This is a genomic window from Natronosalvus sp. KLKA75, from assembly GCF_059736265.1.
This window is the reverse complement of record NZ_CM185522.1, coordinates 2095823-2109241: the sequence shown is the minus strand read 5'-3', so window position 1 is coordinate 2109241 and position 13419 is coordinate 2095823. Positions and strand designations below refer to the sequence as shown.

Genomic DNA, 13419 nt, shown 5'->3' with positions numbered 1-13419 from the left:
AAAGCGCCCCGGTTTTTCTGGCTCAGAACATCCGCTCGAGAGCGTTCTGACTCGGACCAGCCGCTCGAGCGTGCCATCGAACCGTCAGTCGCGCGGGTGAAACCGCTTGACGGCCGTTCGAACGGCGTCTTCGCGACCGATGAACGTGACCCGATCGCCCTCTTCGAGGACGGTGTCGGCCTCGGGGACGTGCGTCTCTCCGTTACTGGCGATCACGGCGACGATACAGCCGTCGGGAATCTCCGAATCGAGGTCGCGAATGGTCGCCCCGACCAGTTCGGCCGCAGTGACGACGATCTCCTGGGCGTCGTGGCCCTCACCGAGTTCGTTCATCCAGTGGGCGAGCGCCGGGCGTTCGATCTCGTTGTCGATAGTCCAGGCCGTCGCGCTCGAGACGTCGATGGCGTCGACGTCGAGCGTCTCAAAGGCGTCGACGTTCTCCGGCGTGTTCACCCGGGCGAGGACGCGGTCGACGTCGAAGCGCGTGGAGGCGAGTTGAGAGACCAGCAGGTTGGTGTCGTCGTCGGCGGTCGTGGCAACGACCAGTTTCGCGTTGTCGATGCCGACCTCCTGGAGCGTCTCGGTTGAGGTTCCGTCGCCGTGGTGGGCCGAGAACCCTTCCTGACGGAGTCGTTCGACGGTCGCCGAGTCGTTGTCGACGAGGATGACGTTCTCTCCACGGTTCTCCAGTCGCGTGGCGAGCGTCCGGCCGACCCGACCGCCGCCGACGATGATGGTGCGCATTGGTTCGATTTCGAAGTATTCCGCGAGCTGGCGGGCGAGCCCCGCCTGCAGCACGACCGTGATGAAGATGACGAGAAAGACGGTGCCCGCGAGGGTCTGTGCGGCCACGGAGTTGCCGGCCGTCTCGAGTTCGATGGCGAACAGCGTGGCGATGGAGGCGGGGATGATTCCTCGCGGGCCGACGAGGCTCAGGAAGTACCGTTCGCCCGCGCTAAATCGCCAGTGGGTGGTCGCCGCGGCGACGATCAGCGGTCGAACGATCAGCGTGACGGCGACGACGACCGCGATGCCGCCGAACCCGAGGCCGAGGAGCGCCTGCACGTCGATGAGCGCGGCCAGCGAGATGAACACGAACGAGAGCACGAGCAACGTCAGGTCGCGGTTGAATCCCTCGATTTCCTCGCGGTGGGGTAGGTCCAAGTTGCCCAGGACAAACCCCGCCGTCCCGGCCGCAGCTACGCCCGTCTCGGGGAAGATCGAATCCGCGAGGCCATAGGCGGCCAGCGCGCCGGTCAACACGACGAGACGAGCGGTCTGTGGGGCGTCGCCCGCGGGCTGTCTGACCCGCGTCAGCAGGGCGTAGACGACGATGGCGACGACGATTCCCACGCCGATGCCGACCGCGTAGCGCTGGAGGAAGTACACCGGCACGTGCGAGCGCTCGTCCCCGACGACGACCGTCTCGAAGATGACGATGGCCAGGAGCGCGGCCGTCACGTCGTTGACGATGCCCTCGGCCTCGAGCGCGGCCTCGACGTGCTCGCGGACGGTGATCACTTCGAGGATGGGCGTCACCACAGTTGGGCCGGTCGCCACCAGCAGTGCGCTGATGAGGAAGGCGATTCCCCAGTCGGTGTGGAGGAAGTACCGGACGGCGAGGGCGGTCCCGCCGAGGGCGACGGCTGCACCGAGCGTCGTCAACCGGATGATCGCTCGAGGGGCCAACTCGAGCTTTTCCCGGCGGAGGTGAAAGGCCCCGTCGAAGATGATGATGGCGACGCTCAGGCCGACGACGGTCGAGAGGCCGGCGCCAAAGGTATCGATCGAGACGAACCCGAGCCCTTCGGGACCGACCAGCAAGCCGAGGAGGATGAGAAAGAGGACGCTCGGAATGCGCAGTCGATTGGCCAGCAACTGTGCGGCCAGCCCGAGGACGAGGATGCCAACGATGACGGGGAGGATCGACGACACTACGACGACGTATGTGATTCCACCTGATAAATCAATCCCGCGTGGGAGTTCGACGACCGTTCGTCGAGAGACCACGCCATTCGGGACCTCGAGACGAACATTCAAACCCTCGCCGCCCCTACCTCGAGTGAATGCGCCTCGACGACTACATCGAGGAATTAGAGCCCGACGAGGAGGCCGAGCGCCGGCGCCTCGCGAAGAAGAAGTCCTACGCCATCACGGACCACCTCCAGGACTTCGAGCGCAACTTCGAGCGGGCGCTCTCGGGTGACACCCTCGTCGGCTCGACGGCCCCCTCAATCTTCGTCGGGCGGTCTAACTACCCGGACATCCCCGTCGGCGTGCTCTCGCCGGTCGGCGACGAGGACGACGCCGAATCCTACGTCACGGACGGGAACTGGTACCAGCAGGGATACGGAATCGACGATGTCCTCCAGCGCCGGACCGGCCTCCTGAACTCGAACAAGCGCGCCAACGTCGACGCTCCAGGCATTGCCAGCCGACTCGCCCCTTCCGTCCAGGACGTCTGGGACGGCTTCGTCGGCGTCCAGCGTGAGGTGGCAATCGCCGACCGTCCCGTGGACCTCGAGATCGGTCTCGAGGGCAAGCCCGACCTGGGCCTCGACGCGGGCACCGACGTGGCGACCCCCCGGGGTCCCAGGGCGGCGGCCCGCTCCGCAGACCTGACCGAGAACCCGCACGTTCCCCGACCCGTCAAGAAGACTCTCGAGGACGACGACTGGCAGGCCCAGGGGGCGATGACCTACCTCTACCGGCGCGGGTTCGACGTCTACGAGATCAACTCGATCCTCTCGGCGGGGGCCCTCGGGGAGGCTGCCCAGCGCCGACTCGTCCCGACCCGGTGGTCGATCACCGCCGTCGACGACACCGTCGGCCAGTACCTCCGTGGCCGTATCCGGAACGCCCCGAGCATCGACGAGGTGCAGGTCTGGGCCAACGAGTACGTCGGCAACCGCTACTGGGTGATCCTCGCCCCCGGCACCTGGGAGTACGAACTCGTCGAAATGAAGGCACCGGGCAGCATCTGGAACCCTGATCCGGGCGCCGGAATCTGGATGGCCAGCGCCTCGGAGGGCTACCAGGGCCGCTCGAGTTACGTCGAGGAGACGGCAGGGGCCTACTACGCCGCCCGACTCGGCGTCCTCGAGCACCTCGAGTCGATCGGTCGTCAGGCCAAGTGCCTCGTGCTTCGGGAGGTGAGCGACGATTACTGGGCGCCAGTGGGGGTCTGGCAAGTCAGAGAGAGCGTCCGGAACGCGTTCGAGAGCGCACCGGGGGCCGCAAACGGTCTCGAGGACGGTAACCGCGCGGGCCTCGCCGGGGAGTACGGGACTGCCGAGACGTTCCACGACGCCGTCGCAACGGTCGCTCAGCAGTTGCCGGTCTCCCTCGACCGGCTACGGCGCAAGTCGGAACTCGCGGCCGGCGTGCAGTCGAGTCTGGCGGCGTTTTCCGGGCGAGAGTAACCCGGGGAATGCGCCGGTTCTGGCCCATTCGGTCATTGTTGGCTTCAGGGATTGAATCTCGAGCCTCAGGCCGCTGATCCAGGCCCCAGGCCGCTGATTTCACGTCTAGGTCTCGAATCTCGGGTCTCAGATGGTCCGCTCGTCGTCCTCGTCCTCGGTGCTCCGTCGCTTCCCACGGCGTCGCCGCTCGTCCTCTTCCTCACTGCGGTCGCCCTCAGAATCTGAAACCGCATCCATCTCCTCAGCCTTCCGTTTTCTGGCGCTGTCACCGTCCGCGTTGTTCATGCTTCGCCCGTCTGCCCCTCGCTCACGATCCGGTTCGTCGTCGCGGTCCCGCGCGAGGCCGCCGTGGTGCTGGTCGGCCGTCTTCGACCTCGAGTCGGGCTCGACCGTGGATTCCTCGTCGTCGAAGACTCCTTCGCCCTCGTCGAACAGATCTTCGTCCTCCTCGAATACCTTCGTCGTGTCCTCGTCATCGACTCTGCCGTGACCTTCGTCGATACCGCGGGTTCGATCCGGTTCCGACCGGTTCGGTTCCGTCTCTCGACTCCCCGGTCCCTCCTCGATCGGCTCTCGTTCGTCGGCACCGGTTCTGGTCTCAGTCTTCGGCTCCGCCTCCATCCCCGACCTCACCTCCGTCTCGTGCTCCCTCGAGCCATCGACGTCGCCGGCTCCCATCGCGCCCGGACTTCGGAGGTGAACCTCCGTGCGGGTCACGTCGGAGACGTCGGACTCCTCGAGCGTGATCGCCTCGTCGCTTGGCGACCCCCAGCCGAGAGCAGCCTTGATGCTGTCGGTGATCCCCGGATCGGGTTCGACGTAGGCGGTGGATCCCTCGACGTCCGTGACCATACCGACGTCGTCGCCGTGCTCGTTGATGACGCGCTTGCCGACGTCCTCTGGCGTAAATCGTGCGGACATAGCGCTCGAATCAACGGGCGGCAGACGGATGCAAGTGGACCTTGCATGCGCGTGCTATCTCTTGACACGCTAGAGGCGACGAGAAAAACGAACGGAAAACCGGCTCGAACCGGTTCAGATGTCGGTCGTTCGGTCCGTTCCTGTTCCGGTCGTGGTTCCGAGGTCGGATCGGAGGTGGATCTTGTCGTCGGTGACCCGCTCGATGGCGCTCTCCTGGAGGGGGTAGGTGTCTTCGTTAGTGTCGCCCCACCCGAGTTTCGCCTTGATCGTATCCGTCATTCCCGGGTCCGGTTCGACGTGGGCCGTGCCGTGTTGCATGGCGGAAACCATGCCGATCGTTTCGCCGTTCGCGTTGACCACTGTCTTGCCGATGTCGTCCTCTGTCAGGTTTCGTGCCATTGCATTCGAACAGTCCACGAAATTGATAAAGGGTCTGCTGCCTGCCGCTGCAGGCACTCGAGAAAGTCAGTCGAAATCCGGCTCTCTCCCCTCGAGAAACGCCGATACGCCCTCTTCGTGGGAATCGGAGGTGTACGCCTGCACCTGTAACAGGTTCTCGTACTCGAGGGCCTCACCCCAGTGACGACCGAGGTTTTCGTGCATCGCCCGCTTCATCAGCGCGATGGTTTCGGTCGGTCGGCGGCCGAGTCGGTCGACCGTTTCCTCGACGCGCTCCTCGAGGTCGTCGGGGTCGACGGATTCGTTTATCAGGTCGAGGTCGGCGGCCTCGTCGGCGTCGAAGAATTTTCCAGTAAAAGCGAGTTCCTTCGCCGTTCGCAATCCGACGAGTTTCGGCAGGAGGAACGTTCCACCGGTGTCGGGAATCAGCCCGACCCGCACGAACGCACACGAGAACGTCGCGTCCTCGACGGCGTACGCGAAGTCCGAGAGGGCGACGATCGCCAGACCGGCGCCGACAGCGTCGCCGTTGACCTTCGCGATGATCGGCACCGGACACTCGAGCATCTCCTCGACGACGCGGCCGAACGTCTCGGTGATCCGGTCAAACGCCTCCTGTGGGCCCTCTCGCCGTTCGGCCATCGCCTGAATGTCACCACCGGCGCTAAACGCCGTTCCCTCGCCCGTCAGGACGACGGCGTGGTGGTCGGCTGGCGACACGTCGGCTATTGCCTCGGCGAGCGTCACGGCCGTCTCCGTCGAGAAGGCGTTGAGCACGTCGGGTCGATCGAACGTGATCCGAACGACGTCGCCTGCATCGTCTACCTGCATGTCTCGAGCATTCGCCAGGAGGCGCTTAACGGTATGCGTTCGACGCTCGACGGCCGGGGACGCGACAGGCTGGAGGACAGTAACGAACGCCTACCAGTCTCCATCCAACGAATAACCATATGTGGTTGTCTGGATTTCTGACCTATGGTAGGGCTCACCGGCCGAATTGGGCGCTCAGACGAGGAACCGTTCGCGGCGTCGCTCGAGTCGCTCCGCCACACCGATCGGCTCGAGGCGACCGTTACCTACGACGAGGGCGTCGTCCAGTTGGGACACACGGCGTATCCCGAGTACCCCATCGACAGCTTCGAACGCGGACGATATCGAATTCGATTCGAGGGGAAACTGTACGACGTGCCCGATGAGAAACGTCGCGAGGAACTCGAACGGGTTGCGCCGTTGTTGTTCGAAGACGAGAGCGCCAACGCCGATACTGACGACGGGTTCAAAGCGCTTCGCGACTGGCTGCTGTCGGTCGACGGCGCGTTCGTGCTGTCCGTCCTCGACACCACAACTGGCGAACTGGCCCTCTGCAACGACGTTCTCGGTCGACTACCCACGTACTTCTATGCCGACGAGGAGTCCATGGTCTTCTCGAGAGAACTGCGATACGTCCTCGAGTCCGTCGACGTGGAGTTCGACCGCCTGGGGGCCGCGCAGTGTCTCCTCTTCGGCTACTCCCTGGGGGACCGAACGCTCGTCGAGAACGTGCGTCGACTCCGGCCGGGGTCGCTCGTTCGCGTTCGAACCGACACCGTCGAGACGAGCACGCAGTCAGTGTACACGTTCTCCTTCGACGACCCGGCGCACGCCCACCGGAGCCGAGAACAGAACGCTACTCAACTGGCGACCCGGTTCGTTCAGGCATGTGAGCGTCGTGCAGGCAACTTCGACACAGATCTCATCTCGTTGAGCGGCGGCCTCGACTCGCGGTCGGTACTCGCTGGCTACCACGCCGCGGGTTGTCCGGTCGAGGCGGCGACGATGGAGTCTCCCGAGTACGTCCCCGTCTCTGATGTCGACATCGCTCAGGAGCTAGCCGCGGACTTCGAAGTCGACTGGCGAACGTACGACGTCGGCCAGCCTCGAGGGGCCGACCTCGACACGCTCGTGAAGACGAAAAACGGCCACATCGGTCTCATGACGTCCTTTGTCCTCACCTTCTTGCGCCATCTCGAAGCTGACTACGGGGCGTCGATGGCCTACATCACGGGCGACGGCGGCGACAAGGTGCTCCCGGACCTGACTCCCACGGGTTCGGTTCGCAGAGACGCCCTCGTAGATTATATCGTCGAGGAAAACTCCATCCTGGACATAGATCAGGTGTCCCGAATCACCCGTATCTCTGAGGACGCGATCAGACAGAGCATTCGCGACCACGTCCGCACCTACCCCGAAACGACTGTCGACGGCCTCTACACCCACTTTTTGCTCTACGAACGAGCCGCGAACTTCCTCTTCGAGGGCGAAGACCGAAACCGGCTGTTTTTCTGGAGCGATACCCCATTTTACTCCCTTCCGTTCTTCCGCTATGCGATGAACTGTCCGCCAGAACAGAAACGACGGTACAACCTCTACCGCTCGTTCCTCGAGGCGCTGTCGCCGAAAGCGGCGAGTCGAACCCACGCCGTCTACGGTGCTCCGGTCAGTTCGAGACGCCACGCCGCAGCGGCCCTCCTCGACGACGTACTCTCGCGACATCCCGCCGTCCTGGAGGTCCTCAAGCCGATCATCAAAACCGTCAACGACCTTGAGACCGAGTCGAACATCGACGCCGACACTATCGACTGTATTCGACAACAAGTCGACCGAATCGAAGGAGTGGACGTCGGACTCGACACTAACGAACTGCACCGATTCCTCGATACTGCTGACGATCGGGAGAGATACGCCGTCTATCGCATCTTCGCGATCACTTCTATCGTCGACGACCTCTCCTCGACCGGTCGAAAGAGCGTCCTCGAGTCGCGAGAGGACGCCGTCTTTGCCTGAGTCTGGTGTATCATTTTTGCATAGATATCTATGATGCTTCTGCAGAATCCAAAAATTGTAATACCGCCATCTGCAATTTATGGGTATGCGAACCCTGGATAAAATCGACATCGAGATCCTCCACCACCTCGTCGCGGATGCCCGCCAGCCCTACAGCGAGATTGCCGAGCGGATCGACGTCTCCGCACCGACTGTGTCCAACCGGGTCGACCGGCTCGTCGATATGGGCGTGATCGATGGTTTTACCGTCGACGTCGACCGATCGACCGTCTCTGCCGGAACCGAGGTACTGATCGACTGCACGCTCTCGCCGGACGCAGACGACGGAATCGCCGACCGCCTGGCCTCGCTCGAGGCGATCGAACACGTCTTCGTGACGGCCGACGGCCGAGTGCTCGCGACCGCCACCGTCTCCCAGGCACGGATACGAGCGGTGCTCGCCGATGCAATAGACCTCGAGTCCCTCGACAGCTACCGGGTTCACCTGCTCGAGGATCGCCACTGGTCCCCGTCGATCGCCTCGTCCGATCTCGCCTTCACGTGCGACGAGTGTTCGAATCGGGTGACGGACGACGGCGTCTCGATCACCACGGACGACGATCGCTATCACTTCTGCTGTCCGTCCTGCCGGTCCGCGTTCGAGGAGAATGCGACGATCAGCGAGTCTGCGTAACTCGAGTCGAGAATTCACGTAAACCTGCGAGAGCCACGGGAAATGACCTTAGCCGAAGTTTTCGATACGTGCCTCGTCCGGGTCCCCGCCTGCCGCCTCGATCGCCTCGGCGACCCGGTCGACGAAGTCCGCGAATCCGAAGACGTAGCACTGCCCGTCCTCGAGATGGGCGTCGACGGCCATTTCGAGACCCTCGTCGTCGTCCGCCTCGAGTACCGTGACGGTCGCCCCCGCTTCAGAAAGTACCTCGAGTCGCTCGGTGTGGGCCGGTTCGTCGTCCTGGTAGATGACGGCCGCGTCGTGGCTGGCCCCCTGGGCAGCCTCGGCGATGGCGACTGCGGGGCCGATGCCGGGTCCGCCGGCGACCGCCACGACGTCACCGTCGCCCTCGTAGGCGATCGTTCCGAACGGGCCCTCCACGTGAACCGTTTCGCCGCCCTCGAGGGAGGCGAGCCACGGCGCGAGTTCGCCGTCGGGATCGACGCCGACGGTGATCTCGAACGTCTCCTCGACCGTCGGCGACGATAGGGTGTAGTGGCGTGCGACCTCCTCGCCCTCGGGCGCCGCTCGAAGGAGGACGAACTGTCCGGGGAGCGCCTCGAAATCTTCGGGCGTCGCGAGTTCGAGTGCGACGGTCGACGGTCCCACTTCGGTGACGGACTCGACGGTAACGGCCGTGCCTTCCATACGGGACCGTACCGGCGGGCGCCTCAAAGAAGTTCCTTTCCCCGCGGCGGTTTCAGTCTTCACGGTCCCGGGGTCTCGTTCAATCCTCGAGTTTCCGAGGATTCCTTCAGGCCTCGAGTTCGTCGCCGTATCGACTCTCCCACAGGCGGAGGTAGACGAACAGCGGGGCGAGCGTCGCCCCGGCGTCGGTCGGTTCGTACTCCACGCGCGGAGGAACCTCGTCATAGGCGGTTCGCTCGAGCAGCCCGGCCTCGACGAACTCGGAGAGTCGTGCAGAGAGCGTGTTCGGGGAAGCCGGGACCACGTCCTCGAGTTCGGAGAAACGACTCGGCCCACCCGCAGTCGTTATTGCCCGCAGAATCGAGAGCGCGTGTCGGCGCTCCAGGAGCGCGAGAACGTCTCGTTTAGCCGGCGAATCGTCCGTCGTCGTCTCGTCGATCGCTTCTTTCCCGCCTGCCGTTTCTACCCCGTCGGGAACTTCTCTCACGTCGGTCGCCGACTCGAGCGCCTCGGTCGCTGGAACGTCGAGGATTGTTTCGAGCGCGTCCGTGATGGTGTCTGAATCGGCCATACAGCCGCTACGCAATCTGTAGTATTAAACTCCTGGATGTATAGCGAACTATCGAGTCCTGCTGGGTCGTGGTTTCGGCTCTGGATCGTGTCCGAACACTCAAATGATTCCTGTGTGTGAGACGAATTATGTCTGAACGAGAGGCGATCGAAGCTGTGGACGAACCCGTGACAGTGTCGTCGCTCGTCGACGACCTCCGGGCGCTCGGGCTGACGCCGGGTGAGACGGTGCTCGTCCACTCTTCGCTCAGTTCCCTCGGATGGGTCTGCGTGGACGCCCAGACCGTCGTCGACGCGCTCATGGCTGCCGTAACCGAGGCGGGGACGCTCGTCATGCCAACCCACTCGGGTCAGTACAGCGATCCGGCCGCCTGGTCGAATCCACCCGTTCCCGACGACTGGATCGACACGATCCGGGGGGAGCGACCGCCCTACCGACCGGCGACTACGCCGACACGCGGCGTCGGCGCCGTTCCAGAGTGTTTTCGATCGTATACCGGCGTCTATCGGAGCCAGCACCCAACCGTCTCGTTCGCTGCCTGGGGCGCCGACGCCGATTCCGTCGTCGCCGACCACGCGTTTGACAACGGTCTGGGGGAGGGTTCGCCGCTGGCCAGCGTCTACGAACGCGCCGGCTCGATCCTCCTGCTGGGAGTCGACCACGGTGCCAACACCTCCCTCCACCTCGCCGAGTACCGGGCGGACATCGACCCGCCGAGGACCGACAACGTCGCCACCGTCCTCGAGGACGACGAGCCAGCGTCAATCACCTACCAGGACATCGAAACCGACGCCAGCGACTTCGCGACCCTCGGCGATGCGTTCGAGGACGAACGCGACTCGAGCGTCCGACGCGGATCGGTCGGCGCCGCCGACGCGCGGCTGATTCCCCAGCGAGCGATGGTCGACTTCGCCGTGGACTGGCTCGAGGCGAATCGGTAACGGGTTCGATATCGACTCGAGACCTTGCGACCCGATAAGCGCCCTCACTACCGACTCGAGACGGCCCCGCCCGATCGAAACTGGTATCGACGCGCGGTCGACTGATTCGGGCGAATTCTCATTCGTTCAAAACCGCATGCCCCAGTCACTCGAGGCTCGAATCTTCTGCGGGGTCGGCGGGTCCATCTTCCGCGTTCCGAACCTCAACCTGTGAGATGCGTGCTCCATCGACCGCCGCAACGATGAACTCGTAGCCGTCGATCTCGAACTCGTCACCGACGTCCGGGACGCGGCCCGCTCGAGACAGGATCAGCCCACCGACGGTCTCGACACCGTCGGCCTCGAACGCGGTCTCGAGCGTCTCGTTGAGCCTCGAGACCGTGAATCCGCCGTCGACGACGTAGGTGCCGTCGGCTCGCCGATCGACCGACGGTTCGTCCGTGACCACGTCGAAGTCGTCGCGAATGTCGCCGACGAGTTCCTCGACGACGTCCTCGACGGTCACGATGCCCTCGAACGCGCCCCACTCGTCGACGATGGCGACCATCTGTTTTCGTTCGCGTTGGATCTGCTCGAGGAGGTCGATGACCGAACCGGTTTCCGGATAGATGAGCATCTCCCGGGCGATGTCGCCAGCCGTCAGCGCATCGGCGTCGGGATTTTCGTGTGTGGCCCGGAGGACGTCTTTGGCGTCGAGGAAGCCCTCGATCTGATCGTCGGTGTCGGGATCGATGACCGGGTACCGGGTGTGGCCTTTCTCGACGATCCTGGACCGAACGGCCGGAAGCGGCTCGTCCGCGGAGATGGTGACCACGTCCGGTCGGGGAACCATGACCGCCTGGACCGAGAGATCGTCGAAGTCGAACACGCGTTCGATTAGTTCGACTTCCTCCATCTCGATGTTCCCTTTCCGACCGGCCGTCGACAGCACGGCGAGAATCTCCTCTTCCGTCAGTACCTCTTCGTTCTCGGAAGCCGGTGGGATGCCGATGAGTCGCGTGAAGAAATTCGCCGTCCCGTTGAAGACGACGAGTCCGGGGATAAACACGTAGTAGAAGAACTTCATCGGTCGCGCGACGATCAGCGCCACACGCTCAGCCTGGGCGATCGCGATCGTCTTCGGGGCCAACTCGCCGAAGACCACGTGCAGGAAGGTGATGATACTGAACCCGACGGCGAAGGCGACGAGGTGGATCAGTCCCTCGGGTAAGATCGGCGACAGTACGGGCTCGAGCAGGGCCGCCACGGCGGGTTCGCCGATCCAGCCCAGTCCAAGCGAGGAGATGGTGATGCCGAGCTGTGTCACGGCGAGGTAATCGTCCAGGTTGTCCATCGCGTCCTGTAAGAGGACTGCCCCCGACCGACCTTCCTCGACGAGCGCGTCGACGGCTGTCGCTCGAATCCGAACGTACGCGAACTCCGCGGCAACGAAAAAGCCGTTCAGGAAGACCAGGACGAACGCGACGAGGAGTCGACCGACGGAGAGGGCGACGTCTACCATCGACGACTCCATGACGTTCCCGCATCGGGCCGGGTGCTCGAGTCGCGAATGAAGCGACCACTGTACGGGCCAGGATCGTGCATACCACCATCTATGAGCTTCGAGCAGTTAATTCCTTAGAAATGCGTCCCTCGTTTGGATCAGCCATTGAACGACGCTCGAGACAGCTACCGATGCGGACTCTTTCCAGAAATCGGCCACGTCGGCGACCACACAGCCACGAATGGCCGCGAGGCGTGGCCGACTCGAGCATGAGTGATCCACCATGACACAGTATAGTGTCACTTGGCACCCGAACTGGGACGTTCGTGAGCCATTTGCACTCACAGGGGTCGTTGATGTGTCGATTCCTCAGTCGGCGGGGGATCCCGTCGACGATCTACTATTGGGAAGATCTCATCATAAATGCGTCTCAATGAGCAAATTTGGCGATATAATCGCATTTTTAGGTACGAATAATGCATAATACCTAAAAAGAATAAACGAACGTCAGAATAATATGGGTGCGTCGGTGCAGAACTATTCGGTTGATCACTGGCGGTACTCGAGACAGGTTCCATTGGCGATGCTCGAGACAGGGTACGACTGACGGTACTCGAAGCAGGATACCTACAACTGAACCCTCACATCCGCGACCCGTCGATCAAACCCCGCATTGGTCGACGATGTTCGATGGTAGTCACTCACCGCATGCATCTCGAGTGTCGCGTCACTCGAGTGAAGTGCGCGACCCACACGAAGATAGTCGAGTAGTAATCAGTCAGAGATCGACTTTCTGCTGGTCTCCATCGGCTAGTTTGGCACTCACGAGCGCCGCGTGGCTTCGCCGCAATCGTTCCGACAGCGCCTGGTGAGAGATACCGAGTTCGTCTGCGAGCTCTTTCAGGGTCACCTTTCGCGGTACGTCAAAGTAGCCCAGTTCGTGGGCCGTGACGATCGTCTCGTACTGGGTCTCCGTGAGCGGCGTCTCCTCGCTGAGGTCGCCGTCCAGTTCCGTCATGCGACGCACCGAGACGGAGAACTCCTGGTCCAACAGTTCGTCGTGCGCGGCCGATAGCGACTGTCGATCGTAAAAGAGCAGTTCGATCGTCCAGTGGTGGTCCTCGCCGGTCGTTTCGAGGATGGCTCCGCCGTGGTCGGCGATCACTTCCTGGAACTGCGTGATCGGCGCGTCGAACTCGAGGCGAAAGAGCCAGCGTTCGCGGCTGGCGTCGGTCAGGCTGGCGAGTACCGACAGCGTCGGATCCGCCTCGAGCGCCTCCTGAATCTCGTTGCGACTCGCCCCCGACACCCACACGAGTGGCGGGCCCTCCCCGACCACCCCTGCGAACTGGAACTCGAGCGACGGGATACGCTCGAACGCGGTCGCTGCAGCGAAGTAGCCGGCGGGGACCTCGAGTTCGGCGACTGTCGTCATCATCGACATTCACCACAACCGCATATAGACGGCTTCTGTTAGCGGTAGGTGTTCCCGCTACCAT

The 13419-nt window shown here is 63.3% G+C and carries 12 protein-coding genes; 4 read left to right on the top strand and 8 right to left on the bottom strand.

From position 1 onward, the window contains the following. Nucleotides 1–84: 84 nt before the first annotated feature. A complete protein-coding gene (locus tag AC6I65_RS10120; RefSeq protein ID WP_497903190.1) occupies nt 85–1953 on the bottom strand; it encodes a cation:proton antiporter domain-containing protein in 1869 nt (622 codons plus the stop codon). A gap of 113 nt (nt 1954–2066) precedes the next feature. On the opposite strand from AC6I65_RS10120, the gene nreA reads away from it, so the two are divergent. Next, nucleotides 2067–3422 carry a DNA repair protein NreA gene (gene nreA / locus AC6I65_RS10115; RefSeq protein ID WP_497901785.1) on the top strand — a complete coding sequence of 452 codons (1356 nt, stop codon included), beginning with the start codon at nt 2067–2069 and terminating at the stop codon, nt 3420–3422. A 126-nt stretch (nt 3423–3548) separates the two neighbouring features. Here nreA and AC6I65_RS10110 read toward each other — a convergent pair whose 3' ends face one another. The 3 genes from AC6I65_RS10110 to AC6I65_RS10100 all read right to left on the bottom strand — a co-directional run bounded on the left by AC6I65_RS10110 (nt 3549) and on the right by AC6I65_RS10100 (nt 5573). After that, nucleotides 3549–4343: a DUF8593 domain-containing protein gene (locus tag AC6I65_RS10110; RefSeq protein ID WP_497901784.1), complete on the bottom strand. Its 795-nt coding sequence runs from the start codon at nt 4341–4343 to the stop codon at nt 3549–3551. A gap of 114 nt (nt 4344–4457) precedes the next feature. After that, nucleotides 4458–4742 carry a DUF8593 domain-containing protein gene (locus AC6I65_RS10105; protein WP_497901783.1) on the bottom strand — a complete coding sequence of 95 codons (285 nt, stop codon included), beginning with the start codon at nt 4740–4742 and terminating at the stop codon, nt 4458–4460. Nucleotides 4743–4808: 66 nt separating this feature from the next. Continuing rightward, nucleotides 4809–5573, bottom strand: a complete 765-nt coding sequence (locus AC6I65_RS10100; protein WP_497901782.1) for an enoyl-CoA hydratase/isomerase family protein — start codon at nt 5571–5573, stop codon at nt 4809–4811. 144 nt (nt 5574–5717) lie between these two features. On the opposite strand from AC6I65_RS10100, the gene AC6I65_RS10095 reads away from it, so the two are divergent. Beyond that, nucleotides 5718–7565 (top strand): asparagine synthase-related protein, encoded by a 1848-nt coding sequence (locus tag AC6I65_RS10095; protein WP_497901781.1) that lies wholly within the window; start codon nt 5718–5720, stop codon nt 7563–7565. Nucleotides 7566–7650: 85 nt separating this feature from the next. Next, complete coding sequence (locus AC6I65_RS10090; protein ID WP_497901780.1) at nt 7651–8238, top strand: AsnC family transcriptional regulator; 588 nt, start codon at nt 7651–7653, stop codon at nt 8236–8238. Between the two features lie 48 nt (nt 8239–8286). On the opposite strand, the gene AC6I65_RS10085 is transcribed toward AC6I65_RS10090, so the two are convergent. Both AC6I65_RS10085 and AC6I65_RS10080 read right to left on the bottom strand, forming a co-directional pair. Continuing rightward, nucleotides 8287–8925 carry an FAD-dependent oxidoreductase gene (locus AC6I65_RS10085; RefSeq protein ID WP_497901779.1) on the bottom strand — a complete coding sequence of 213 codons (639 nt, stop codon included), beginning with the start codon at nt 8923–8925 and terminating at the stop codon, nt 8287–8289. A gap of 106 nt (nt 8926–9031) precedes the next feature. Then, nucleotides 9032–9496: a winged helix-turn-helix transcriptional regulator gene (locus AC6I65_RS10080; protein WP_497901778.1), complete on the bottom strand. Its 465-nt coding sequence runs from the start codon at nt 9494–9496 to the stop codon at nt 9032–9034. A 128-nt stretch (nt 9497–9624) separates the two neighbouring features. Between AC6I65_RS10080 and AC6I65_RS10075 the strand changes: the two genes are divergently transcribed. Continuing rightward, entirely contained in the window at nt 9625–10437 is an 813-nt protein-coding gene (locus AC6I65_RS10075; protein ID WP_497901777.1) for an AAC(3) family N-acetyltransferase, read from the top strand. Between the two features lie 145 nt (nt 10438–10582). On the opposite strand, the gene AC6I65_RS10070 is transcribed toward AC6I65_RS10075, so the two are convergent. Next, nucleotides 10583–11938 carry a hemolysin family protein gene (locus AC6I65_RS10070; RefSeq protein ID WP_497901776.1) on the bottom strand — a complete coding sequence of 452 codons (1356 nt, stop codon included), beginning with the start codon at nt 11936–11938 and terminating at the stop codon, nt 10583–10585. Nucleotides 11939–12698: 760 nt separating this feature from the next. After that, nucleotides 12699–13355: a helix-turn-helix domain-containing protein gene (locus tag AC6I65_RS10065; protein WP_497903189.1), complete on the bottom strand. Its 657-nt coding sequence runs from the start codon at nt 13353–13355 to the stop codon at nt 12699–12701. Nucleotides 13356–13419 lie beyond the last annotated feature (64 nt).

Bases quoted from the DNA above. Each gene is read 5' to 3' on its own strand.
- AC6I65_RS10065 (WP_497903189.1), bottom strand. From the start codon at position 13,355: ATGACGACAGTCGCCGAACTCGAGGTCCCCGCCGGCTACTTCGCTGCA.
- AC6I65_RS10095 (WP_497901781.1), top strand. From the start codon at position 5,718: ATGGTAGGGCTCACCGGCCGAATTGGGCGCTCAGACGAGGAACCGTTC.
- AC6I65_RS10110 (WP_497901784.1), bottom strand. From the start codon at position 4,343: ATGTCCGCACGATTTACGCCAGAGGACGTCGGCAAGCGCGTCATCAAC.
- AC6I65_RS10075 (WP_497901777.1), top strand. From the start codon at position 9,625: ATGTCTGAACGAGAGGCGATCGAAGCTGTGGACGAACCCGTGACAGTG.
- AC6I65_RS10100 (WP_497901782.1), bottom strand. From the start codon at position 5,573: ATGCAGGTAGACGATGCAGGCGACGTCGTTCGGATCACGTTCGATCGA.
- AC6I65_RS10105 (WP_497901783.1), bottom strand. From the start codon at position 4,742: ATGGCACGAAACCTGACAGAGGACGACATCGGCAAGACAGTGGTCAAC.
- AC6I65_RS10085 (WP_497901779.1), bottom strand. From the start codon at position 8,925: ATGGAAGGCACGGCCGTTACCGTCGAGTCCGTCACCGAAGTGGGACCG.
- AC6I65_RS10080 (WP_497901778.1), bottom strand. From the start codon at position 9,496: ATGGCCGATTCAGACACCATCACGGACGCGCTCGAAACAATCCTCGAC.
- AC6I65_RS10090 (WP_497901780.1), top strand. From the start codon at position 7,651: ATGCGAACCCTGGATAAAATCGACATCGAGATCCTCCACCACCTCGTC.
- nreA (WP_497901785.1), top strand. From the start codon at position 2,067: ATGCGCCTCGACGACTACATCGAGGAATTAGAGCCCGACGAGGAGGCC.
- AC6I65_RS10070 (WP_497901776.1), bottom strand. From the start codon at position 11,938: ATGGTAGACGTCGCCCTCTCCGTCGGTCGACTCCTCGTCGCGTTCGTC.